Genomic DNA, 23,705 nt, shown 5'->3' on the forward strand with positions numbered 1-23,705 from the left:
AGTGGTTCCTCCTGGTTATCACGCGTGACTCTCACGCGGGACGACAACGGTTGGTGCGTGGATCAGTGCTCTTCGGCGAGCGCGCCCTGGATGTAGCTGGCGCTCAGCACGGTGAAGACGTAGGCCTGCAGGACGATGACAAGCGCCTCGAGAAGGGTCAGCGCCACGGTCATCACCCAGGACACCACCGAGACCGGTGCCAGCCAGGCGTTGGCGTTGAGCATCGCGAAGCCGCCGAGCGTGAAGACCAGCAGGAGCATGTGGCCGGCGAACATGTTCGCGAAGAGACGGACGGCCAGCGAGAACGGCCGGATGATGAAGGTCGAGAACGCCTCGATCGGGATCAGCAGCGGCAGGATGTACCACGGGGCCGGCGGGATCAGGGCGTGCTTGAAGTATTTGGCGAAGCCGTGGTGCCGGATGCCGATGTAGTTGAACAGCACGTAGCTGATCACCGCGAGGATCGCCGGGAAGGCGATGTGCGAGTTCGGCGAGATCTGGAACAGCGGGATGATCGCGAACGCGTTCGTCACCAGCACGAAGCAGAACAGCGTCGTGAAGTACGGAGCGAATCGCACGCCCTGGTGCCCGATCATGTCGACCGAGATGTTGTTGCGCACGAAGCCGTAGATCGACTCGGCGAACCACTGCTTCTTGGTCGGCACCAACTTCGGGTTCCGGTAGGTCGCCAGGAAGAAGATGATCAGCACGCCGACCGCGATCCAGATCATCAAGGTGAACTTGGTGACCCAGTACGAGTCGTGTGCACCCCAGGGCAGGATGCTGGGCAGGTAGAAGTCCTCCACACTGGGTGGGAATTCCGCCTGGCCAGCTGCCAGGACGTTCGCCTGTCCGAACACCGCGTCCCTTCCTAAGTAGGCGTGCCGAGTCGGCGGATGACCAGGATGACTCCCCCAGCCATGCCGAGCACGAAGCCGATGCCGGTGGCGACGCCACCGGTGTCGAGCCACTGGTCGACCAGCCAGCCGATGAAACCCCACACGAGCATGCCTCCGACGAGGTAGCTGAGCGCGGTCCAACCCTGACCGGCGCCGGACGGATAGTCGTCCGGTTCACCGGCGGGACGGGGGGTTTGGTCATCAGCCATGACGGGGCGAACGATATCAGCCGGGAAGACGAGGCTGTGCCTCACCCCCCGCACAACCATCGTTGTGTGGGCATCTCGGGGCTCGCGTCGTCTGTGGGCACGCTACTCCCCTTCCGCCCGTCGGAGAATGACCGGAGGCCGACAGGTTCCCGCGCGTCCGATGGTTGGGACGACCGGCCGATCGGCAGGTCAGCCCCGCGGTCGACGAGCGTGCACCCTGGTCAGCCACCAGAGGTGCACCGCTGTCCACACTGCCACCCCGGCGACGATGCCGAGGCAGAGAGGAATCAACCCGGGCCAACCGGTCGAGGCCACCGCCACCAGGACGACACCCAACAGGGTGAACTTCAGCGCGTACAGGCCCAGACCCAGCGGCAGCAGCAGCTGCGGGTTGATCTCGTCGGCCCGGGCCAGCACCACAGTCGTCAGGGTGTAGCTGAACACCGTGACGCCCACGCCGGCCGCCGCGCCGAGCGCGGCGGTCGTGCCCCCGGTCGCCGCACCCACGATCGCTGCGACCACGGCCAGCCCCACCGACGCGGCCAGCAACACCGGCAGGTGCCGCAGCCGCCACCGCCGATCGGTGTCGGGCGCGACCACCACGGGCTCAGCCACGGGGGTACGCCGGGAAGGCCGCGGCCAGCTCGGCCACCTCGGCGCCGATCCGGGTCAGCTCGTCGACGCCGCCCGGCGCACCGGGATCGGTGCGCACCGCGCGGGCGATCAGGGTGGCCACCTGCCGCAGCTCGCCCTCGCGCATGCCCTGGGTGGTGACGCTCGGCGTGCCCACCCGGATCCCCGAGGCCACGAGCGGCGGCTGCGGGTCGTACGGGATGGCGTTCTTGTTGAGGGTGATCGAGGCGGCGTCGCAGCGGGCCTCGGCCTCCGCGCCGGTCACCCCCAGCTCCCGCAGGTCGATCAGGGCGAGGTGGGTGTCGGTGCCGCCGGACACCTGGCGCATCCCCTCGTCGGCCAGCCCGGCGGCGAGCGCCTGCGCGTTGCGGACCACCTGGCCGGCGTACGTCTGGAACTCGGGCTGGGCCGCCTCGCGCAGCGCGACAGCCTTCGCCGCGACCGCGTGCATCAGCGGGCCGCCCTGCGTGAACGGGAAGACCGCCTTGTCGATGCGCTGGGCCAGCGACTCGCGGCAGAGGATCATGCCGCCGCGCGGCCCGCGCAGCACCTTGTGGGTGGTGGCGCAGACGACGTCGGCGTACGGCACCGGGGACGGGATCGCCCGCCCGGCGACCAGGCCGATGAAGTGCGCGGCGTCCACCATGAGGTACGCGCCGACCTCGTCGGCGATCTCCCGGAACCGCGCGAAGTCGATCAGGCGGGGGTACGCGGTGGCCCCGCAGATGATCAGCTTGGGCCGGTGCGCCCGGGCCAGGTCGCGTACCTCGTCGTAGTCGATCAACTCGGTGTCCGGCCGGACCTGGTAGCCCACCGGGTGGAACCACTTGCCGGAGAAGTTGACCCGGCTGCCGTGGGTCAGGTGCCCGCCGTGCGGCAGGTCCATCGCCAGCACCGTGTCAGCCGGCTGCACCAACGCGGCGTACGCGGCCAGGTTGGCGCTCGCCCCCGAGTGCGGCTGGAGGTTGGCGTGCTCGACCCCGAACAGCTCCTTGGCGCGGGCGATGCCGATCTCCTCGGCCCGGTCCACCTCGGCGCAGCCGCCGTAGTAACGCTGGCCGGGGTAGCCCTCGGCGTACTTGTTGGTGAGCGTCGAGCCGAGCGCGGCCAGCACCGCCGGTGAGGTCAGGTTCTCGCTGGCGATGAGCTGCAGGCCGCCGCGCAACCGGTCCAGCTCGCCGAGGACCACCCCGGCGATCTCCGGATCAGTGGCCCTGAGCTGCGCGAAATCCGGCCCCCAGAAGGTGCTCGTCTCGGTCTCCACAGCGAACGAGTCTAGGGGGCCGCAGACTGGAAGCTGTGAGATGCCTCGTGACCGGAGCTACCGGATACATCGGCGGGCGGTTGACGCCACTGCTGCTCGCCGACGGCCACACCGTGCGCTGCCTCGCCCGCAAGGCGGTGCGGCTGCGCGACGTGCCCTGGGCCTCCGCGGCCGAGATCGTCGAGGGGGACCTGAGCCGCCCGGAGACGCTGCCCGCCGCGTTCGCCGACGTGGACGTCGCGTACTTCCTGGTGCACTCGCTGGGCCGGTCCGACTTCGAGGCGGCCGACCGGGCGGCGGCGACCAACTTCGCGGCGGCGGCGCGCGCGGCAGGCGTACGCCGGATCGTCTACCTGGGCGGCCCGGAGCCGGCGTCCGACGCCGAGGTGCCATCCCCGCACCTGCGGTCCCGCGCCGAGGTGGGCCGGATCCTGCTGGACAGCGGGGTGCCCACGGCGGTGCTCCGCGCCGCGGTGATCATCGGATCCGGCTCGGCGTCGTTCGAGATGCTGCGCTACCTGACCGAGCGGCTGCCCGCCATGATCACCCCTCGGTGGGTCCGTAACCGGATCCAGCCGATCGCGGTCCGCGACGTGCTGCGCTACCTGGCCGGCTGCACCACGCTCCCGGCCGAGGTCAACCGGGGCTTCGACATCGGCGGGCCGGACGTGCTGACCTTCCGCGAGATGATGCAGCGGTACGCGCGGGTGGCCGGCCTGCGCCAGCGGATCATCGTGCCGGTCCGACCGCTCACCCCGTCGCTGTCCTCGCACTGGGTCGGACTGATCACCCCGGTGCCGAACGCCATCGCCCGCCCGCTCGTGGAGAGCCTGATCCACGAGGCCGTGGCGCACGAACACGACATCGCCAGGTACGTGCCCGACCCACCGGGCGGCCTCACCGGCTTCGACGACGCGGTGGCGCTGGCGCTGGCCAAGGTGCGTGACGCCCAGGTGGAGACCCGCTGGTCCACGGCGAGCGGCCCGGACGCGCCTGCCGAACCGCTGCCCACCGACCCGGACTGGTCCGGCGGCACCGCGTACACGGACGTCCGGGAGCGGACGGTGGACGCGTCACCGGCCGCGCTGTGGCGGGTCATCGAGGGTGTCGGCGGCGAACACGGCTGGTACTCGTTCCCCCTGGCCTGGTCGGTGCGCGGCTGGCTGGACCGGCTGGTCGGCGGGGTGGGGCTGCGGCGGGGCCGGCGTGACCCGCACCGCCTCCAGGTCGGCGAGGCGCTTGACTTCTGGCGGGTGGAGGAAATCGTCCCCGGCGAGCTGCTGCGGCTGCGCGCGGAGATGCGACTGCCCGGCCGCGCCTGGTTGGAGATGCGGGCGCTACCCGTGGACGGCGGGCGCAGCCGCTACCAGCAGCGCGCGGTCTTCCTGCCCCGCGGGCTGACCGGCCACGCCTACTGGGGGTCGGTGGCCCCGTTCCACGCGGTGGTCTTCGGCGGTATGGCCCGCAACATCGCCCGCAACGCCGAACAGACCCCCTGACCACCCGCCGCGGACCTGTCAGTTTCCGGTGCGGGCTCCGGTCGTCTGGAAGGCGGCGCGTTCGCTCGGCGGGACGAAGTCGCGGACCGGCTGGTCGCGCAGGGCGACGCGGAGCACCTCCCCCACCGCGGTCACCATCCGGGCCTGCACCGCCTGGCCGACCGCGTCGCGCGGGTCGTCGGGGTTGGCAGCCATCGAGGCGACCGCCAACTGCGGGGTGAAGGCCACCACCGTCTCCGTCTCGTACCGCTCGGAGCTGCCGGTCTTGCCTGCCACCGGGCGGCCCAGGCGGGACCGCAGGTCGGGCGCGGTGGCGCCGTCGCACCGCCCGTACATCGACTGGTCGCCCATCGGGCAGCGGGCCGCGTCCGCCGCCGCCCGCGCCACGTCGGTGTCGAGCGCCTGCCGGCAGTCCGGCTTGGCGGCGTCCACCGGACGGCCGGCCGAGTCGCTTATCGAGACCACAGGCAGCGGCGCGCACCAGGTCCCCTCGGCCGCCACAGTGGCGTACGCCGTCGCCAGGTCCAGCGGTGTCGTCGCGGCCACGCCCAGGGTGAACGGGCCCCAGTTCTTCGCGCCGTAGCGGGCCAACCGCTCGTCGGAGTCGGCGCGCAGCACGATGCCGAGCCGCTCGGCCATCTCCACCACCCGGTCGGCGCCGACCCGCTCGGTGAGCCAGGCGAAGTAGGTGTTCACCGACCGGCCGAACGCGGTCCACATGGTGCGGGGGCCGTCCATCGACGAGGGGCTCGCGTTCGACGGGCACCAGAGGCCGTCGCAGCTTCCCGTCCCCGTCACCGGGAACCGGGTGAGCAGTTGGGTAGGTGCCGTGAACTCGGTCGACAGCGGCAGTCCGGATTCCAGCGCGGCAAGCATGGCGAAGAGCTTGAACGTCGAGCCGCCCTGGTAGCCGTCGATGGCCCCACCGCCGGCGACGAGCTGGTTGACAGTGTTCGGATGGTTCTTCTGCCCGACCGGGTTGTCCGCGACGCTGTAGGTGCGGTTCACCGACATCGCCAGCACCCGGCCGGTGCCGGGCTGCACCACGGCGGTCGGCAACGCCCGCGCCTCGGTCGGGCGGTAGACCTTCAGGACCTGCTCGGTGGTGACCCGCTGCACCGCCGGGTCCAGGGACGAGACGATGGAGAAGCCGCCCCGGCGCAACGTGCGCTGCCGCTCGTCGGCGCTCGACCCGAACGCCGACTGGCTGCTCCACCAGCGGGTGAACCAGTCGCAGAAGAAGCCCCAGTCGTTGTGCCCGTCGGGCACCCCCGTGCAGTCGTTGGGCGTCTCGCTGGGCCGCAACTGCAACGGCTCGGCCTGCGCGGCCGCCGCCACGTCGGCCGGCACCTGACCGGTCTCGACCAGCCGTTCGAGCACGTACGTCCGTCGACGCAGGGCGCTGTCGGCGTCCCCGTTGATCGGGTCGTCGCTGTCCGGCGAGCGGACCAGTCCCGCCAGCAGCGCGGCCTGTGCCACTGTCAATTCGGCAGGCGAGCGGGAGAAGTAGCGCTTGCTGGCGGCGCCGATCCCGTACGCCCCGGCGCCGAAGTAGGCGATGTTGAGATAGCGGGTGAGGATGTCCTCCTTGCTCAGCTCCCGCTCCAGCGCCAGCGCGTACCGCATCTCCTGGAGCTTGCGGGCGGTGGTGACCTCGGTGGCCGCCTGGCGCTGCCGCTCGGTCAGCCGGGGGTCGCTGCTGAGCACGTTGCGGACGTACTGCATGGTCAGGGTGGAGGCGCCCTGCCGGGTCTTGCCGTCCCGCTTGTTCACAGTGAAGGCGCGCACCACGCCGCGCAGGTCCACGCCGCTGTGCTGGTAGAACCGGACGTCCTCGGCGGCCACGATGGCCTGCCGCATCACCGGGGCGACCTCGCGCAGCGGAACGTCCACCCGGTCCTCCTGGTAGAAGGACGTGATCAGGGTGGCGCCGTCGTTGGCGTAGAGGTTGGAGCGCTGGGCGGTGGGCGGCGTACGAAGCGTGCTGGGCAGCTCCGAGTAGGGCGTGGACAGGGCGCTGAAGCCGATTCCGAGGACCAGTGCCGCGGGTAGGGCGGCCCCGGCCAGCACCAGCCCGGCCAGCACACCGGCGATCACCACGGTCAGCAGTTTGTCGAGTCGGGCCCGGATCATCAGCTCTCCCCGCAGGAGCCGGTCACGCTAGGACCCGTTCAGAATGACCCGGAACACCCCTTTGGCCCCTGGTTTTCCCCAAACCCGGAGGAAACTCGCACGACGCTCAGGGCAGCAGCGCGGCGGCCAGCGGGTGGACCGTCTCCTCGATCTCGTCGGCGACCCGGGTGAAGCACTGGTCGCCGCGACCCCAGGGATCGTCGAGATCGTCGGTGGGCAGCGCCGAGGCGCCCAACCGGCTGTCGTGCGCCGCCGCCACCAGGGCCACGCCCCGGGCGTACACCGCCTCCGGGGTCGCCTCGGCCGCCGGCAGCGCGGCGGCGTCCACCGTCGCCAGCAGCCGGCCGAACTCACCGAGCACGAAGGTGCGGGCCGCCGCGTCCGGGCGGAGCGCCACCACGTACTCCTGCTGGTCGGCCGTGGCCGTCAGGACCAGGTCGGCGGCGTCGATGTGGTCCGAGCGGAGCTTGCGGGCCGCGAACCCCTCGACGGCGCCGCCCCGGTCGACGACCTGCCGCGCCGCAGGCGGGTTCATCTCCTCACCCGCGTGCCAGCCGCCCGTGCCGGCGCTGTGGCTGTGCACCAGCTCCTCGGCGCCGGCCGGGTCCTGCGTACGCCGCGCCAACCGCTCCCGCACCGCGACGGCGAGCAGCCGCTCGGCCATCGGCGAACGACAGATGTTGCCCATGCAGACGTGCAGGACTGTGAACGGGGGCACTCACGCCCCCTGGACGTCGACGAGATCCGGAACGACGTCGCGCAGCTTCTCCAGCGGAATCGCGCCGGCTCGCAGCAGCTGCGGCACCTCGCCGGTCAGGTCCACGATCGTGCTCGGCACCGGATCCGGGCAGGGCCCGGCCTCCAGGTACGCGCGCACCGAGTAGCTGAGCTGGTCACGCGCCTCCTCGGCGGTCACCGCCGCCGGCTGGCCCGTCTTGTTGGCCGAGGAGACCGCCATCGGGCCGGTCTCCCGCAGCACCTCCAGAGCCACCGGGTGCAGCGGCATCCGCACCGCCACAGTGCCCGTCTTGTCGCCCAGGTCCCACTGCAGGCTCGGCGAGTGCTCGACCACGATCGTCAGCGCACCCGGCCAGAACGCCTCCACCAGGTCCCGTGCTGCCGTGGGCAGCGAGAAGACCAACCCGTCCAGGGTGTGTCGCGAACCGATCAGCACCGGCGGCGGCATCTGCCGGGTCCGGCCCTTCGCGTCCAGCAGCGCCTTGACCGCGTAGGGCGTGAACGCGTCCGCGCCGATCCCGTAGACCGTGTCCGTCGGGAGGACGACCAGCTCGCCGTTCTTGACCGCCTCGATGGCCGCAGCGATGCCGCGGTCCCGATCGGCGGGCGATCGGCAGTCGTAGAGCATCACGAGGAGTCAGTCTGCCACGCCGGCCCGGGCATCGTGTGCTGGCCGTCCGCCCGTCGGGACGCGGTGGCGTAGCGAGGGCGTCCGGTGAGGTCCGGATGCTCCGCGACGGCCTCGAACCGGCCGTCGGAGGCGAACAACGCCGGCACCGCCACGTCGTGCGTGTCGTCGTGCTCGACCCCGATGACGCCGCCGGGGCGTAGCAGCGCCGCAGCCCGGCTGATCACCGGACGGATCACCGCCAGACCGTCCACGCCGCCGAAGACCGCCTCCGCCGGATCGTGCGCGGCCACCTCCGGCGGCACCACCACCTCCACCGGCACGTACGGCGGGTTGCAGAGCAGCACGTCCACCCGGCCCACCAGGTCGGCAAGCAGGTCCGGCGCCGTCACGTCGGCCTCGACCACCTCGATCGGCCGGTCGCCCGCGGCGGCCCGCTCGGCCGCGTTGCGGCGCAGCCACGCCAGCGCCGCCGTGGACCGCTCGACCGCGATCACCCGCGCGCCGGGCAGCTCCTGCGCCACCGCCAGGGCGATCGCGCCGGTGCCGCTGCACAGATCCACGACCAGCGGCTCAGGTCTGCCGCGCCCCTGCTCGACACCCCAGCCCGCAAGCAACTCCGTCTCCGGGCGGGGCACGAAGACGCCCGGACCGACAGCCAGCTCCAGATGCCGGAAGCCCGCCCGACCGGTCAGGTGCTGCAACGGCTCCCGGCCGGCGCGACGGCCGACCAGCTCGTCGAGCCGGGCCAGCTGGGCGTCGTCCAGGTCGTCGGCGAGCGCCAGGCGACCCCGGGGCACCCCCAGCACGTACGCCGCCAGCAGCTCGGCCTCCACGCGCGCCGGGCCCACCCCGGCGGCGGCGAGCGCCCGCGCCGCGCGGGCGACCGCGGCGGACGGACGGGTACGGCCTGTCCCTTCGGGGGGGTGTTGCGGCAGAGTGGTCACGCGACAATCATGAGGCGTCACGGACGACGCCACGAACCTGTGCGTCAAGACGCACACGGCAGGAGGTTGTGGGTGGGCTGGCTCGACCGGGTCGAGGACCAGGTTGACACCCTCACGCAGGCGCGGGCTTTGCAAGAAGCAAGTCGCTCCGCGGAGTCGTACGCGTTGTTGGAGCGGGTGATCCGCACCACCACCGACCCGACGGCCCGCGCGGACGCCCTGGTGCAGCGCCTCTCCGCGCTGATCAATCTCGGTCGGACGGCGGAGTTCACCCGGGCCATCGAGGAGGCGTCGGCGGCCGTTCGCGATCTCGCCGAGCCCTACCTGCACGGGCACCTCAACGCGCTGGCTGCGCTCGCCGCGCACCATCAGGGCGCGCTTGACCGCTGCGTCACCCACCTCGTCAAGGCCGCCCGGGCGCTGAGCGCCGTGGAGGACCCGGACCGGGACACCGCGTGGGGCTGGCACGACCTCGCGATGGCCTACAGCTACCTGAGCTTCCACGGCTACGCCCTGGGCGCGATCGAACGCGCGCGGCAGCTCGGGTTGACCGCCGGCATCCCGGAGGAGACCTTCGCCGCACCGGGCATCCGGCTGCGCAACGCCGTGGCGCTGGACCACAACGGGGACAGCGACGGCTGCCTGCGGGTGCTGCGGGACGTCGCTGCCGACCTGGCCCGGTTCGTCCGCAGCGGGCGGGCGGGTCGACTGCGCCCGAGCAGCCTCGCCGCGTACGGCTACTCGGCGGCACGGCAGGCAGCGCTCGGCGACCCGTTGGAGTCGACAGGCGAGGCCGAGCCGTCCCACCTGCTCAGCCACGGCGGGGACAGCGCCCGGGCACGGGACATGCGACAGCTCGGCATGGTCTGCCTGGCCGTCGCGGACGGTCGGCCCATCGAGGCGGTCGCCCGGCTGGACACCATCCGGGTGTCCACCGAGACGCTCGGCGCGGCCGAGCCGGCCCGGCTGCGCAGCATCGCGCTGGCCCGCGCCGGCGACCACTCGGCGGCGCACCGTGCCGACCGGCTGGCGTTCCGGCTCGCCGCCCAACGCAACGACCGACTGCGCGACGTCTACATCGACGGCATCGCCGCCCGGATCGACCACGAGGAGATGCGTCGGGAGGCGGCACGGTACGAGGGCGAGGCGCTTACCGACCCGCTCACCGGACTGCCCAACAGGCGTCGGCTGGAGCGGTACATCACCGCCGTCGTCACCCGGGGCGAGCGGGTGGTCATCGGCGTCTGCGACCTGGACGGCTTCAAGGCTGTCAACACCCGCCACGGGCACCACTCGGGCGACCTGGTGCTGCAACGCATCGCCGGGGTGATCAACCGGGTGATGCGCCGGGGTGACTTCGTGGCCCGCTACGGCGGGGACGAGTTCGTGGTGGTGCTCCCGGAGACCGGCATGACCGAGGCCGCCGAGGTGGCCCGCCGGATCGAGGCGGCGGTGCGCAGCGAGGACTGGGAGTCCCTGGTGCCCGGCACCCCGGTCGGAGTGAGCATCGGCTTCGCGGAGGTCTCCGGCGGCGGCGGGCTGCGCGACGCGCTCAGCGTCGCCTTCGAGCAGGCCGACCGGGAGATGCTGCGCGCGAAGTCACGCCCCCGCGCGAGCTGACCACCGGCGGCCGGTGCGGCCGCCGCGTCGGGCGGGGCGAGGCAGGCGGCGGCGTCCGCGACCCGCGCCGGCCCACCGGGCCGGCGGCGGCAGGGTCAGCGGCGGGTCAGCTCGGTGTCGCCGGCCAGCCGGGCGGCGCGGTCGGCCTCGGCCAGGGCGTCCAGCACCCCGTCCAGGTCGCCGGCGAGCGCCAGATCCAGGTTGTACGCGGTGTAGCCGATCCGGTGGTCGGTGATCCGGTTCTGCGGGAAGTTGTACGTGCGGATCCGCTCCGAGCGGTCCACGGTGCGCACCTGCGCCTTGCGGGCGTCCGAGGCGGCGGCGTCGGCCTGCTCCTGCGCGGCGGCCAGGAGCCGGGCCCGCAGGATCCGCATCGCCTGCTCCCGGTTCTGCAACTGGGACTTCTCGTTCTGGCAGGAGACGACGATGCCTGTCGGCAGGTGGGTGATCCGCACCGCGGAGTCCGTGGTGTTCACCGACTGGCCGCCCGGCCCGGACGAGCGGAACACGTCGATCCGCAGCTCGTTGGCGTCGATGGTGACGTCGACGTCCTCGGCCTCCGGCAGCACCAGCACCCCGGCGGCGCTCGTGTGGATCCGGCCCTGCGACTCGGTGACCGGGACGCGCTGCACCCGGTGCACGCCGCCCTCCCACTTGAGGCGCGACCAGACGCCGTTGCCACCCTCGGGCACGCCCTTCGTCTTGATCGACAGCGAGACGTCCTTGACTCCGCCGAGGTCCGAGTCCTGCGCGTCGATCACCTCGGTGATCCAGCCGTGCCGCTCGGCGTAGCGGGTGTACATCCGCAGCAGGTCGCCGGCGAACAGCGCCGACTCCTCACCGCCCTCACCGGCCTTGATCTCGACGATGACGTCCTTGGCGTCGTGCGGGTCACGCGGGATGAGCAGCTCGGCGAGACGCTCCTCCAGCGCCGGCAGGGACGCCGCGATCGCCTCGGTCTCGGCCGCGAACGAGGGGTCCTCGGCGGCCAGCTCGCGGGCCGCGGCCAGGTCGGCGCGCGCCTGCTCCAGCTCACCGGCGGCCTTGTGCAGCGGCACCAGCGCGGCGTACCGGCGACCCACCCGGCGCGCGGTGGCCTGGTCGGCGTGGATGGCCGGGTCGGCCAGCCGCTTCTCCAGCTCCGCGTACTCGTCGAGGAGGCCGGCCAGACGCTCGCTGCTCATGCTGCGGATGCTCCTTCGAGGATGCGACACCGGCCGGCTCGTTGGCCGGACGCCGGGCGGAAACAGGCAGAACGCGGACGGCGCCCGTGTCCGGTGGAAAACCGGACACGGGCGCCGAACGGGGAGTTACTTGGCCTTCTTGGCCTGAACCTTGGCGTACTTCTGCTGGAACTTCGCGACCCGGCCGGCGGTGTCGAGAACGCGCTGCTTACCGGTGTAGAACGGGTGGCAGGCGCTGCAGGTCTCGACGTGGATCGCCCCGCCCTTGGCGGTGCTGCGGGTCGTGAACGTGTTACCGCAGGAGCAGCTGACCTCGGTGGTCACGTACTCCGGGTGGATGTTTGCCTTCATCTCGCCTCGGTCCTCTCGTTGGTGGTCGCCGGGTCGCCGTCATCACTCGTCGCGCCGTACGCGACGGGCTCGGGCGTGAACCGGAACCGGTGGCCGATTGACCAGTGTGCCATGGGCCTGAGCCGACCCGGCAAGCGGGCCGCACACCTCGTCCGGCATCGTCAACACGTGCCTACCCGTCCGCATTCCCGCCCCCTCCCGGGGCATTCGCGCACTCCGGGGACCACCGCCGCGTACCCCACCGGGGGTACGCCTGTCGAGCCGGAGGTGCGCCGATGACCCGACTCATCGCGACCCGGGGGCTGCCCGCCTCGGGCAAGACCACCTTCGCCCGTACGCTCCAGCCGTCCGTGGCGCGGGTCAACCGGGACGACCTGCGCCGGATGCTGCACGGCGAACGGCTGTTCACCAAGTGGGCCGAGGCTCAGGTGACAGTCGTGCAGCGGGCCCAGGTGGAGGCGCTGCTGCGGGCTCGGGCGGACGTCTGCGTGGACGACACCAACCTGCGCGCCCGCGCCCTGCGCGACTGGGCCGAGCTGGCAGCGCGACACGGCGCGGATTTCGAGGTGCACGACTTCACCGACGTACCGCTTGACGAGTGCCTGCGCCGCGACGCCGCCCGCCCGGCGGCCGAGCAGGTCGGCGCGGACGCGATCCGTCAGCTGCACGAGCGGTACCTGAAGGGGCGGACCCTGCCCCTGCCGGTGCCGCAGGCCCGCAGCGGAGGACCCGCCGCCGTGCACCCGCCGTCGACAGAACCGCCGGAGATCGTTCTGGTGGACATCGACGGCACCGTCGCGCTGGCCGTGTCCCGCAGCCCGTACGACATGACCCGGGTGAGCCAGGACCAGCCGAACCCGGCGGTGATCGCGGCGGTCCGAGCCATGCACGCCGCCGGGTACGGGGTGGTCTTCTGCTCCGGGCGGGACGCCTCGGCCCGACCGGCGACCGAGGCGTGGCTGGCCCGGCACGTCCGAGTCCCCTATCTCGGCCTGCACCTACGCGCCGTCGGCGACACCCGGAAGGACTCGATCGTCAAGCGGGAGATCTACGACCGGGAGATCCGGGACCGTTACCGGGTGGTCGGGGTCTTCGACGACCGTGTCCACGTGGTCCGGATGTGGCGGGCTCTCGGCCTCACAGTCTTCCAGGTGGCCGACGGCGACTTCTGACGCGAGGGGTTGCCGAGGGGTTCCTGGCGGGACACGACGAAGGGGCACGGCCGCGGCGGCCGTGCCCCTTCGTCGTCGGTCACCCGGGAGTGGTTACTCCCCCGGCGTGGACTTCGCGATCTGCATCAGGAACTCGATGTTGGTGCGGGACTGCTTGAGCCGGTCCAGCAGGAGATCCATCGCCGCCTGCGAGTCCAGCGAGTGCAGCACCTTCCGGAGCTTGTGGATGATGGCCAGCTCCTCGGGTGCGAGCAGGACCTCTTCCTTCCGGGTGCCGGACGGGTTGATGTCGATGGCCGGGAAGGTGCGCTTGTCGGCGATCTTCCGGTCCAGCTTCAGCTCCGCGTTGCCGGTGCCCTTGAACTCCTCGAAGATGACCGTGTCCGCCATGGACCCGGTCTCCACGAGCGCCGTGGCGATGATGGTCAGCGACCCACCGTTCTCGATGTTGCGGGCCGCGCCGAGGAAACGCTTCGGCGGGTAGAGCGCGGTGGAGTCGATACCACCCGACATGATCCGGCCGCTGGCCGGCGCCGCCAGGTTGTACGACCGGCCGAGCCGGGTCACCGAGTCGAGCAGGACGACGACGTCGTGCCCCAGCTCGACCAGGCGCTTGGCCCGCTCGATCGCCAGCTCCGCCACCGTCGTGTGGTCCTGCGGCGGACGGTCGAACGTGGCCGCGATGACCTCGCCCTTGATCGACCGCTGCATGTCGGTGACCTCTTCGGGCCGCTCGTCGACAAGCACCACCATGAGGTGGCACTCCGGGTTGTTCCGGGTGATCGCGTTCGCGATCGCCTGGAGCACCATCGTCTTACCCGCCTTCGGCGGCGACTGGATGAGCGCCCGCTGGCCCTTGCCGATCGGCATGACCAGGTCGATGACCCGGGTGGTCAGGATGTGCGGCTCGGTCTCCAGCCGCAGACGCTCCTGCGGGTAGAGCGGCGTGAGCTTGTAGAACTCCGGCCGCCGCCGCGCCTCGTCCGGCTCCATCCCGTTGATCGTGTCCAGCCGCATCAGCGGGTTGTACTTGTCCCGCCGCTGGTCACCCGTGTTGCCGCCCTCGCGGGCCGCACGCACCGCGCCGGTGATCGCGTCACCGCGGCGCAGACCGTACTTCTTGATCTGGGACATCGAGACGTACACGTCGTTCGGGCCGGCCAGGTAACCGGTCGTCCGCACGAAGGCGTAGTTGTCGAGCACGTCGATGATGCCGGCCACGGGGACGAGCACGTCGTCCTCGCCGACCTGCGGCTCACGGCCACCGGTGTCCCCACCGGTCTCCGCCCGCTCGCCACGCCCGCGCCGACGGTCGCGGAAGCGGCTGCGCCGGCCACGCCGACCGCCGCCCTCACCGTCGTCGTCGTCGCTGTCCCGCTCGACACGCTGACCGCGGTCGTTGCGGTCGGTGCGCTCCGAACGGTCCGTACGCTCGGCGCGCTCGCCACGGTCGTTGCGATCGCTCCGGTCGTTACGGTCGCCCCGGTCGTTGCGCTCGGCACGCTCGCCACGGTCGGCACGCTCGCCCCGATCGTTGCGCTCGGCACGCTCGCTCCGGTCGTTGCGGTCGCCCCGCTCGGCACGGTCGCCGCGCTCGTTGCGCTCGGTCCGATCGTTGCGGTCGGCACGCTCGCCACGGTCGGCACGCTCGCCCCGATCGTTGCGCTCGGCCCGCTCACCGCGGTCGGAGCGCTCGGCGCGGTCGTTGCGCTCGGCGCGGTCGCGGCGGTTCTCGCCACGGTCGGGCCGCTCGCCGGCCTCCACCTCGTCGGTGCGCGCCTCGGAGGAACGGACCTCAGAGGAACGCGCCTCGGAGGAACGCGGCTCAGAGGAACGCGGCTCAGAGGTCGCTGCCTCAGAGGTGCGGGCCTCAGAGGTGCGGGCCTCAGAGGTGCGGGCCTCAGAGGTGCGAGACTCGGCCGGGGCGGTCCGGCTGCGCCGGGTACGGCCACGACCCTCGGTCGCGGTAGCCGGCTCGGCCGGCGTCTGGTCGGTGCTGCGACTCTCGGCCGCCGGGCGATCCACGGTCTCCCGCACCTCCTCACGGGCCGGAGCGGCCGCAGCCGCGACCTCGGCTCGCGGTCGAGGGGTCCCGGCGGCGTTGCCGCCCTGCCGCTCGGAGATCGCGGCGATCAGCTCACCCTTGCGCATGCGAGCCGTGCCGGAGATGCCGAGCGACGCAGCCAGGCTCTGCAGCTCTGGCAGCAGCATCGCCGACAGACCGGTGCCGCTGCGCCGACGACGGGCGGGAGCGGCAGCGGTGGCATCGCCAGCGACGTTGGAAACATCCGACGTCACGTCGGTGGTGTCGCTCAATGGATTCCTTCCCTCGATAAGGCCGGGACTGCCCGGAGTCGGAGCTCAGGTGGCCGGGCGGCCTCGGTGCACCCGCCTCGCAAGGACGCGTCGCGGGAGTCTGTGACACAGCAGCCGGTGGTTTCCCGACCCACCAAACGTCGGTGAGCAGGTCTCGCCGTCTGCGGCGACCTGTGGAAACTGCGGTGCGGCGTGGGCCTTGGCAGGGGTGACGGGCTGACCGCCGAGAGCTTCGGGGGTGCGCCGCCCCGCAGGAGATCGCGTGCTTCGCGGCTGTGCTAGGTCTAGAGCGTAATCAACTCTTCCGACCTGCGGCAACAGGGTCCCGCTCGGCGTGTCCCAGTCTACCCCGGGCGACCCGCGCGCCGCTGACGTCTATCGGTAACTGCCAGATCTGCCAGTCTGTTCCCGCGTCGAGGCTCGGCGGCGGCTCGCTGAGCGCCAGCACGCTCGGCCCGGCCCCACTGACCACAGCCGCCACACCTGCCGCTCGCAACGCACTGACCAGGGAAGATGTGCCCGGCATCCCGGGCGCTCGGTAATCCTGGTGCAGCCGGTCGACGGTGGCCGGCAGCAGCAGCGCCGGGTCCGTGGTGAGCGCGTGCACAAGTAACGCCGCCCGCCCGGCCGTCAACGCGGCGTCGGCGTGGGGCACGGTGGACGGCAGCGCCGCCCGCGCGGTCGCGGTCAGGCCGCGCTCGGCCGGCACGAAAACCGTGGGTCGTACGCCGGAGGCGACCGGCAGGGACACCGCGCGAGCACCGCTCGGCTCGGACCACGCCACCGTGAAACCGCCGAGCAGGCACGGCGCGACATTGTCCGGATGGCCCTCGATCTCGGCGCCCAGTCGGAGCACCCCCGGCGCGTCCAGCCGGTGCTCGCCGTCCGCGACCAGGGCACGGGCCAGCAGCACCCCGGCGACGATGGCTGCCGACGACGACCCCAGGCCGCGCGCCTGCGGAATCCGATTGACGCACTCGACGCTCAGGCCCCCGGGCTGCGCGCCGAGAACGTCGAAGGTGGCACGCATGGCCCGCACCACCAGGTGCCGGTCGTCGTCCGGCAACTCACCGGCGCCCTGCCCGGTGACCGTCACCTGGACGCCGGCGGTCGTGACCTCGGCGGCCACATCATCGTAGAGCCCGAGGGCGAGCCCCAGCGCGTCGAAGCCCGGACCGAGGTTGGCGCTTGTCGCGGGGACCCGGACCCGGACCGGCCCGGCGGTGAAGTTCGTCGGCACGCGCTCATGCTAGGTCCCGGCACCGACGATCCGGCCCGCCGCCCGCACCCTGGGACCGAAGGGTTTCAGCCGGCCGGCTCGGGAACCGGGTCGGTTGCCGGGTCGGTAAGCGACAACCGGCGGGTGGCGATCCGCCAGCCGACCGCGTACACGAGGGTGACCAGTCCGCAGCCGGCCAGCACCACACGTTCGTCCACCACGTCCACCACCAGGGCCACCGCCAGTTGACTCACCGAGATGGCGAGCGTCGCGAGCATCATGTCGGTGGCGAAGACACGCCCGCGCAGCCGGTCCGGCACCTCGCCCTGGAGGGCGAAGTTCGACATCACCCAGTTGCTGCCACCCGCGAAGTGCGCCACGAAGACCAGCAGCAGCACCAGCGGGAACCAGCGGACCACCGACGTACCCAGGTAGGACAGGCCGTAGAGCGACATGGACAGCGCGAGTCCGGGCAGCAGCCAGGACCTGTTGGTCAACACCCGACGCATCAGGATCGGCCCGACCAGGGCGCCGGCGCCGCGGACCGCGAAGAGCAGGCCGGCCCCCAGCGAACCGACCCCGTAGACGCCGGCGAGCAGCGGAAACACGGTCAGCACCCCGTTGCCCAGGCCGACCGCCGACTTGACCGTGACAAGCGCCAGCACCCGCGGCCGGTGTCCGATGTAGCCGAGCGCCTCGCGGACCGCCGACCAGGTCCGCTGCGCCGGCAACTCCGGGTCGCGGGCCGCCTGCAGGGGCCGGCGGATCCGGGTGGCGAGGCCCGCGGCCAGCGCCAGGCCCGCCGCCGCCACCCAGAAGCAGACGTACGGGCCGGCAGCCGAGCTGAGCACGCCGCCCAGCGAGGCCCCCACCACAGTCATGGTGCCCCAGGCCGAGCCGGCCACGGCGTTGCCGGCGGCCAGCTCGTGCGGCTCCAACACGTTGGGGAGCGCGGCCTGGGCCGCCGGCGAGTAGAACGCCTTGGCGACGGCGACGACCCCGATCGCCACCAGCGCCAGCCAGGCCGTACCGCGGTTGCGGACGCCGAGGAGCAGCAGCACCCCGGCGAGCGCGGCCACGTTCGCGGCGATCATGATCTTCCGGCGGTCGAAGCGGTCGGCGATCGTGCCGGTGTACGGCAGCAGCAGCGCCACGATGCCGGTGTCCACCGCCAGCACCAGTGCGCCCCAGACCCCGCTGCCGGTCAACTGGGGCAGCAGCACCAGCAGCGGCACCATGACGAACCAGTCGGCGCCGAAGACCACCAGCTCGGCGAGGAAGAGGTTGCGAAAGCTCCGATTACCGGTGAGGACCGCGAGGGTGGACGCCACGGAGCGGGACCCTACCCGGTCGGTGTGGGGACGACAGCGGGTCCCAGCAGCGCCGAGACGGTGACGAAGGTGTAGCCGCGCGCCCGCAGCCCGGCGATCATGTCCGGAAGGCCGTGCAGCGCGACCAGACGTCGTCTGTCACCCACGTCGTGCCCGAGCACGATCGTCCCGGGCCGGACACCGTCCACGATCCGCCGGGCGTGGCCGGCCGGATCGTCGGGAAACTCCCGCTCCACCATCTGCGACGACCAGAGCACCAGTCGATAGTTCAGCCGGGCCGCCGCGTGCAGCACCGCGCCACCCAGGTGGCCGTACGGCGGACGGACCAGCCGAGGTGGCCTGCCGGTCACGGCGGCGATCACGTCGTGGCTGCGGCGCAGGTCGTCGTACGCCTCGGCGGCGTCCAGCCGGGCCAGGTCCCGGTGCGCCCAACTGTGGTTGCCCACCTCGTGCTCGGCGAGCCTGTCGCGTACGAGGTCGGCGTGCTTCCTGACCTGGGCGCCGACCAGGAAGAACGTCGCGGGCACCCGGTGCTCGGCGAGGGTGTCCAGCACCATGGGCGTCCACAGTGGCGCCGGGCCGTCGTCGAAGGTGAGCGCGACCAGCCGCTGCGTTGTCGACCCCGACCAGATGACAGGCACCGCCCCGGCGCCGACGTCCTGCGGCCCGTTGCCGACAGTGGCGCTGGCCGGACCGCCGGCGAGCGGCAACCGCCGGTGGGTGAGCCAGGCGTCGGTGGCGCCCGCCCCGGCGGCCGCCCCGGTCACCAGCAGAGCCCCCCGGCGCAGCAGATCGCGCCGGGACCACCCGTGCGCGCTCTCCGTCATCCACCCGCTCCGCCCGCCGCCACCTCGCCCTGCCTACTTGGAGTATGCAAGATGTGACGCAAGGGGCAGCGCCCGTCGACCGATCAAAGTGTTCGAGGCGGCACAGCCGAACGCCCCCGGCAGGCGAACCTGCCGGGGGCGTTCCGGGATGTCGTGCGACTACTCGGTCGGCTCGGTGGGCTCGGACGGGGGCAGCGGCGAGGTGCGGCTACGGGGCAGCCGCAGCACCTCGAACTGGTCCGTGCCGTCCACGAGCGCTCCCGACGGGGCCTGACGTGCCGCCGCCGGTTGCGTGCCGTCGGCAGGCGTCGACGCCGGTGCGCCGGTCGGCACGGCCACCTGGTTCGGGCCGTCCGGCTCGACGCCCTCCGACCCGTCCGGCGCGGTCGCCGCCGGGTCGCCGGAGCGCCGCCGACGACGACGCTCCCGCAGCGACTCCTTGGTGCGCTCCACCATCGTGTAGAGGGTCGGCACCAGGATCAGCGTCAACAGCGTCGAGCTGAGCAGGCCGCCGATCACGACGACCGCCAGGGGCTGCGAGATGAAGCCGCCCTCACCTGTCAACCCGAGGGCCATCGGCAGCAGCGCGAAGATCGTCGCGACCGCGGTCATCAGGATCGGGCGCAGCCGACGCCGGCCACCCTCGACAACCGCCTCCCGGACCCCCATACCCTGCGCCCGGTACTGGTTGATCAGATCGAGCAGCACGATCGCGTTTGTCACCACGATGCCGACGAGCATCAGCACACCGATGAGCGCCGGCACTCCCAGTGGCGTCCCGGTGGCCAGCAGCAGGCCGATCGCGCCTGTCGACGCGAACGGGATGGAGATCAGCAGGATCAACGCCTGGGTGAGGCTCCGGAACGTGGCCACCATGATCAGGAACACGATCGCGATGGCGGCCAGCACCGCCAGACCCAGGTCACCGAAGGCGTCCGACTGATCGGCGCTGACCCCACCGATGGTGAAGCTCGCCCCCGGCACGTCGATGCCGTCCAGCCGCTTCTGCAGTTCCTTCGTCGTCGCGCCCAGGTTCGAACCGGTCGCGGCGCCGGTCACCGAGACGCTGCGCTCGCCGTCGATCCGGGTGACCTGCTGCGGCCCCTCGGCCTGGGTGACGTCCGCGATGTCGTCCAACTTCACCGGCCCGACCGGAAGTGCCCGCAGCTCCTCCAGGGACACCGGCGCGGTCGTGCTCAGCCGCAGCACCACGTCCTGCTGGCGGCCGTCGACCGCCACCTGGCCCAGCGGAGCGCCACGGAACGCCTGCGACACGAGCTGACCCACGGCGGCCTCGGTGAGGCCGACCCGGCCGGCGGCGACCCGGTCGACTGCGACGTCGACCCTCGGCACCCGCTCGGCGAGGCTCGTGGTGACGTCCTCGACGTCCGGGACACCTGCCATCGCCGTCCGGGCCGCCTCGGCGGCCTGGGTCAGCACCTGAGGGTCACTGGCCTGGACGACCACCTCCAGCTGGCTGGTCGAGGCTTCCTGCCCACCGCCGAAGCTGACCTCGCCCAGGCTGTCGCCGATCTTGTCGAACTCCCGGCGCAGCTCCTCACGTACCTGCTTGGCGTCGGTGTCGCCGTCGAGCGCCAACGACCAGCTCGCGACGTTGTTGCCCCCGCCGCCCGCCCACGGGGAGTCGCCACCACCGGCGGTCACCTGGTAGGTCTCGACCCCGTCGACCCGCCCGAGGACCGCCTCGACCTGCTTGGCCGCCGCGTCGGTGGCGGCCAGGCCGCTGCCGGCGGGCAGCTCCTGCCGGAAGCTGAGCGTGTCCTGGCCGGAGTCGTCCAGGAAGTTCGTCTCCAGCTTCTGCGCCAACCCGAAGGTGCCGAACAGCACCAGCAGGCCGAGCCCGACGGTGATCCAGCGGGTCGACCGCTTGCGGGTGGCGAACCCGATCACCGGCAGGTACGCCCGCTGCAACGGGTTGCGCAGCTCCTTCTCCTCGGCCTCGCGGCGCACCGCCTCGTCGTCGACGGTGCCGCCGCGCGGCTTGAGGAACCAGTACGCCAGCACCGGGATCACTGTCAGCGAGACGAGCAGCGAGGCGAGCAGCGCCACGGTCACCGTGATCGCGAACGGCGCGAAGAGTTGCCCGACGAAGCCGCCGACCAGCGCGATCGGCGCGAACACCGCCACCGTCGTGAGGGTGGACGCGGTCACCGCGCCGGCCACCTCGCGGACGCCGGTGATGATCGCCTGCCGCTTCTCCTCGCCGTACTCCAGGTGTCGTTTGATGTTCTCCAACACCACGATGGAGTCGTCCACCACCCGGCCCACCGCGATTGTCAACGCGCCGAGGGTGAGCAGGTTGAGCGAGTAGTCGCCGATCCACAGGGCGAGCAGCGCCACCAGCACGGAGAGCGGGATGGAGACCGCGGTGACCACCGTCGAGCGCACCGACAGCAGGAAGACCAGGATGACGATGACCGCCATCACCAGACCCAGCAGACCCTCGGTGGTCAACGACTCGATCGACTTCTCCACGAACGGCGCCTGGTCGAAGACCACTGTCAGCTCCGCGCCGGAGGCGTCCTTCAGGTCGGCCAGCCGGTCCCGGATCTCGTGGGAGATCTCCACCGCGTTGCCGTCCGGGGCCGCGGTGACGGCGATGCCGAGGCTGTCCTTGCCGTTGGTCCGGGTGATCGCGGTCGCCGGGGCGAGCTGCTGCTCGACAGTCGCCACGTCACCGAGACGAACCGGGGCCGCGCCGGGGGCGACGATGATGCCGCGCAGGTCGTCCAGGGTGGCGATCGGCGTGCCGACCTGCACCGGGAGGGCCAGACCGCCGTCGGTGACCGCACCGGCCGGCACCGACACGCCGTTGGTCTTCAACGCGGCGCCGATGGCTGTCGGCTGGACCTTCGCCGCGGCCAGCTTCGCCGGATCCGGGGTGACCACCACGACGTCGTCGCGGGTGCCTGTCACCTCGACCGTGCGGACGCCCTCGATGCCCTCCAGCTCCGGCACCACAGTCGCGCGCAGCTTCTCGGCGAGCGCCCGCTCGTCGGCGCCGCCGGCCGCGGCCAGCACCACCGCCGGCAGGTCGTCGGTGCTTCCCGCGATGACCTGCGGGTCGACGCTCTCCGGCAGCTGGGCGTCGATCCGGCTCAGCGCGGTCTGCATCTTGTTGACCACGTCGTCCAGGTCGGTGCCGAACTCGTACTCCACCTGGACCGTGGCCGACCCCTCGCGGGACGTGGAGGTGACCTTGTCCAGCCCGGGAATGCCCTGGAGGGCGTTCTCGATCGGCTCGGTCACCTGCGACTCGACGATCTCGGGGCCGGCGCCGGGGTAGGCGGCCACGATGAACGCGGCCGGGAACTCGAGCGACGGCAGCAGTTGCTGCTTCAGTGACGGCACGGCGAACGCTCCGAACGCCGTAATCACCACCGCGATGAGGGCGACAAGCCCTCGGTTGGCGAGGCTGAATCTGGCGAGCAGCGACATCGGCCTGGCTCACTCCTGAAAGAGAATGCGGGCGGGGATAGGTGAAAGTGTGCCGGATTCGATCACCCGAGCCCCCGCCGCCCCCGGCGGCGTCCCACCGCCGCCGGGCGCTACCGCTCTCAGGCCAGGTCGAGAGCGCGGGCGGCGGCCAGCGGGTCGTTCTCGATGGTCACCGGGGCGGGCGCGGTGGAGATCGCCCACTCCGGGTCCTTCAGGCCGTGGCCGGTCACCGTGCAGACCACAGTCGAGCCGGCCGGAACCGCGCCCGCCGCGGCCTGCTGGAGCAGGCCGGCCACGCTGGCCGCGCTGCCCAACTCGACGAAGACCCCCACCTCGCGGGCGAGCAGCCGGTACGCGGTGAGGATCTCCCGGTCGGTCACCGCAGCGATCAGGCCACCGGAGGCGTCCCGGGCATCGAGGGCCTTGGTCCAGCTCGCCGGGTTGCCGATCCGGATGGCGGTGGCGATCGTCGACGGCTCCGGCACCACCTGGCCGGTCACGATCGGCGCCGCCCCGGACGCCTGGAAGCCGTACATCTTCGGCGCCCGCGTGGTGGCGCCGGCGGCGTGCTCCTCGGAATATCCCATCCAGTACGCGGAGATGTTGCCGGCGTTGCCTACGGGCAGGCAGTGGATGTCGGGGGCGTCGCCGAGCGCCTCGACGATCTCGAAGGCGGCGGTCTTCTGGCCGTGCAGCCGGTCGATGTTCACCGAGTTGACAAGCGCGACCGGGTGATCCTGGGCCAGCTTGGCGGCGAGCGCGAGGCAGTCGTCGAAGTTGCCGCTCACCTGGAGCAGCTTCGCCCCGTGCACAAGCGCCTGGGCCAGCTTGCCCAGCGCGATCTTGCCCTGCGGCACCAGCACCGCGCAGGTCAGCCCGGCCCGCGCCGCGTACGCCGCGGCGGAGGCGCTGGTGTTGCCTGTGGAGGCGCAGATGATCGCCTTGTTGCCGGCCTCGACCGCCTTGGAGACCGCGAGGGTCATCCCCCGGTCCTTGAAGGAGCCGGTCGGGTTGGCGCCCTCCACCTTGAGGTAGACGTCGCAGCCGAGCCGGGCCGAGAGCACGGGCGCCGGCAGCAGCGGGGTGTTCCCCTCGTGCAGCGTGACGACCGGCGTGGCCGCGGTGACCGGCAGCCGATCCCGGTACGCCTCGATCAGACCCCGCCACATGTCGCTCTCCTCGCCGCTAGCCCTATACCGACCCGAGCATCAGGCACCCTGGACCACCCTGCCGCAGCCATCGATGGCAGACCCCGGGTTACCCACCTATCGGGACG

The 23,705-nt window shown here is 72.1% G+C and carries 19 protein-coding genes; 3 read left to right on the forward strand and 16 right to left on the reverse strand.

Annotated elements, in window-relative coordinates; all coding sequences use genetic code 11:
• Nucleotides 1-62: 62 nt before the first annotated feature.
• From atpB to glyA, 4 genes are all read right to left on the reverse strand, one after another.
• Nucleotides 63-860 (reverse strand): F0F1 ATP synthase subunit A, encoded by a 798-nt coding sequence (gene atpB / locus OOJ91_RS15720; RefSeq protein WP_266245730.1) that lies wholly within the window; start codon nt 858-860, stop codon nt 63-65.
• An 11-nt stretch (nt 861-871) separates the two neighbouring features.
• Complete coding sequence (locus OOJ91_RS15725) at nt 872-1,108, reverse strand: AtpZ/AtpI family protein (RefSeq protein ID WP_266245732.1); 237 nt, start codon at nt 1,106-1,108, stop codon at nt 872-874.
• Nucleotides 1,109-1,297: 189 nt separating this feature from the next.
• Nucleotides 1,298-1,723, reverse strand: a complete 426-nt coding sequence (locus OOJ91_RS15730; RefSeq protein ID WP_266245734.1) for a hypothetical protein — start codon at nt 1,721-1,723, stop codon at nt 1,298-1,300.
• Nucleotides 1,716-3,005 carry a serine hydroxymethyltransferase gene (gene glyA, locus OOJ91_RS15735; RefSeq protein WP_266245736.1) on the reverse strand — a complete coding sequence of 430 codons (1,290 nt, stop codon included), beginning with the start codon at nt 3,003-3,005 and terminating at the stop codon, nt 1,716-1,718. The genes OOJ91_RS15730 and glyA overlap by 8 nt, the downstream gene beginning before the upstream one ends.
• 35 nt (nt 3,006-3,040) lie before the next feature.
• Here glyA and OOJ91_RS15740 point away from each other — a divergent pair, with 35 nt between their 5' ends.
• Nucleotides 3,041-4,504, forward strand: a complete 1,464-nt coding sequence (locus OOJ91_RS15740; protein WP_266245738.1) for an SDR family oxidoreductase — start codon at nt 3,041-3,043, stop codon at nt 4,502-4,504.
• Nucleotides 4,505-4,522: 18 nt separating this feature from the next.
• Here the strand turns inward: OOJ91_RS15740 and OOJ91_RS15745 are convergent, their stop codons facing one another.
• The 4 genes from OOJ91_RS15745 to prmC form a co-directional block, all read right to left on the reverse strand.
• Nucleotides 4,523-6,637, reverse strand: a complete 2,115-nt coding sequence (locus tag OOJ91_RS15745) for a transglycosylase domain-containing protein (protein ID WP_266245740.1) — start codon at nt 6,635-6,637, stop codon at nt 4,523-4,525.
• A 106-nt stretch (nt 6,638-6,743) separates the two neighbouring features.
• Nucleotides 6,744-7,355 (reverse strand): arsenate reductase/protein-tyrosine-phosphatase family protein, encoded by a 612-nt coding sequence (locus tag OOJ91_RS15750; protein ID WP_266245742.1) that lies wholly within the window; start codon nt 7,353-7,355, stop codon nt 6,744-6,746.
• The gene (locus OOJ91_RS15755; protein ID WP_266249718.1) at nt 7,356-8,003 is read right to left on the reverse strand and encodes an L-threonylcarbamoyladenylate synthase; all 648 of its coding nucleotides are present in this window, start codon (nt 8,001-8,003) and stop codon (nt 7,356-7,358) included. It abuts the gene before it with no gap.
• Complete coding sequence (prmC, locus tag OOJ91_RS15760; RefSeq protein ID WP_266245743.1) at nt 8,003-8,950, reverse strand: peptide chain release factor N(5)-glutamine methyltransferase; 948 nt, start codon at nt 8,948-8,950, stop codon at nt 8,003-8,005. The genes OOJ91_RS15755 and prmC overlap by 1 nt, the downstream gene beginning before the upstream one ends.
• 72 nt (nt 8,951-9,022) lie before the next feature.
• On the opposite strand from prmC, the gene OOJ91_RS15765 reads away from it, so the two are divergent.
• Nucleotides 9,023-10,570 (forward strand): GGDEF domain-containing protein, encoded by a 1,548-nt coding sequence (locus tag OOJ91_RS15765; protein ID WP_266245746.1) that lies wholly within the window; start codon nt 9,023-9,025, stop codon nt 10,568-10,570.
• A 95-nt stretch (nt 10,571-10,665) separates the two neighbouring features.
• On the opposite strand, the gene prfA is transcribed toward OOJ91_RS15765, so the two are convergent.
• A complete protein-coding gene (gene prfA / locus OOJ91_RS15770; RefSeq protein WP_266245747.1) occupies nt 10,666-11,754 on the reverse strand; it encodes a peptide chain release factor 1 in 1,089 nt (362 codons plus the stop codon).
• A gap of 126 nt (nt 11,755-11,880) precedes the next feature.
• Nucleotides 11,881-12,105 carry a 50S ribosomal protein L31 gene (gene rpmE / locus OOJ91_RS15775; RefSeq protein ID WP_007464546.1) on the reverse strand — a complete coding sequence of 75 codons (225 nt, stop codon included), beginning with the start codon at nt 12,103-12,105 and terminating at the stop codon, nt 11,881-11,883.
• Nucleotides 12,106-12,380: 275 nt separating this feature from the next.
• On the opposite strand from rpmE, the gene OOJ91_RS15780 reads away from it, so the two are divergent.
• Complete coding sequence (locus tag OOJ91_RS15780) at nt 12,381-13,277, forward strand: phosphatase domain-containing protein (RefSeq protein WP_266245748.1); 897 nt, start codon at nt 12,381-12,383, stop codon at nt 13,275-13,277.
• Nucleotides 13,278-13,370: 93 nt separating this feature from the next.
• Here the strand turns inward: OOJ91_RS15780 and rho are convergent, their stop codons facing one another.
• From rho to thrC, 6 genes are all read right to left on the reverse strand, one after another.
• Nucleotides 13,371-15,593: a transcription termination factor Rho gene (gene rho, locus OOJ91_RS15785; RefSeq protein WP_266245750.1), complete on the reverse strand. Its 2,223-nt coding sequence runs from the start codon at nt 15,591-15,593 to the stop codon at nt 13,371-13,373.
• Between the two features lie 295 nt (nt 15,594-15,888).
• Nucleotides 15,889-16,833, reverse strand: a complete 945-nt coding sequence (gene thrB / locus OOJ91_RS15790) for a homoserine kinase (protein ID WP_266245753.1) — start codon at nt 16,831-16,833, stop codon at nt 15,889-15,891.
• A gap of 65 nt (nt 16,834-16,898) precedes the next feature.
• On the reverse strand, nt 16,899-18,143 hold the full coding sequence (locus tag OOJ91_RS15795; protein WP_266245755.1) for an MFS transporter: 1,245 nt from the start codon (nt 18,141-18,143) through the stop codon (nt 16,899-16,901).
• A gap of 11 nt (nt 18,144-18,154) precedes the next feature.
• Nucleotides 18,155-18,970, reverse strand: a complete 816-nt coding sequence (locus OOJ91_RS15800; RefSeq protein WP_266245758.1) for a polysaccharide deacetylase family protein — start codon at nt 18,968-18,970, stop codon at nt 18,155-18,157.
• Nucleotides 18,971-19,129: 159 nt separating this feature from the next.
• Complete coding sequence (locus tag OOJ91_RS15805) at nt 19,130-22,429, reverse strand: efflux RND transporter permease subunit (RefSeq protein WP_266245760.1); 3,300 nt, start codon at nt 22,427-22,429, stop codon at nt 19,130-19,132.
• 119 nt (nt 22,430-22,548) lie between these two features.
• On the reverse strand, nt 22,549-23,598 hold the full coding sequence (thrC, locus tag OOJ91_RS15810; RefSeq protein ID WP_266245762.1) for a threonine synthase: 1,050 nt from the start codon (nt 23,596-23,598) through the stop codon (nt 22,549-22,551).
• Nucleotides 23,599-23,705: the final 107 nt, after the last annotated feature.

Source organism: Micromonospora lupini (assembly GCF_026342015.1).
Lineage (GTDB): Bacteria > Actinomycetota > Actinomycetes > Mycobacteriales > Micromonosporaceae > Micromonospora > Micromonospora lupini_B.

Coding starts and splice junctions, on each gene's coding strand:
- OOJ91_RS15800 (WP_266245758.1), bottom strand. CDS start 18,970: ATGACGGAGAGCGCGCACGGGTGGTCCCGGCGCGATCTGCTGCGCCGG.
- OOJ91_RS15745 (WP_266245740.1), bottom strand. CDS start 6,637: ATGATCCGGGCCCGACTCGACAAACTGCTGACCGTGGTGATCGCCGGT.
- thrC (WP_266245762.1), bottom strand. CDS start 23,598: ATGTGGCGGGGTCTGATCGAGGCGTACCGGGATCGGCTGCCGGTCACC.
- OOJ91_RS15805 (WP_266245760.1), bottom strand. CDS start 22,429: ATGTCGCTGCTCGCCAGATTCAGCCTCGCCAACCGAGGGCTTGTCGCC.
- rpmE (WP_007464546.1), bottom strand. CDS start 12,105: ATGAAGGCAAACATCCACCCGGAGTACGTGACCACCGAGGTCAGCTGC.
- prfA (WP_266245747.1), bottom strand. CDS start 11,754: ATGAGCAGCGAGCGTCTGGCCGGCCTCCTCGACGAGTACGCGGAGCTG.
- OOJ91_RS15755 (WP_266249718.1), bottom strand. CDS start 8,003: ATGCTCTACGACTGCCGATCGCCCGCCGATCGGGACCGCGGCATCGCT.
- OOJ91_RS15780 (WP_266245748.1), top strand. CDS start 12,381: ATGACCCGACTCATCGCGACCCGGGGGCTGCCCGCCTCGGGCAAGACC.
- OOJ91_RS15725 (WP_266245732.1), bottom strand. CDS start 1,108: ATGGCTGATGACCAAACCCCCCGTCCCGCCGGTGAACCGGACGACTAT.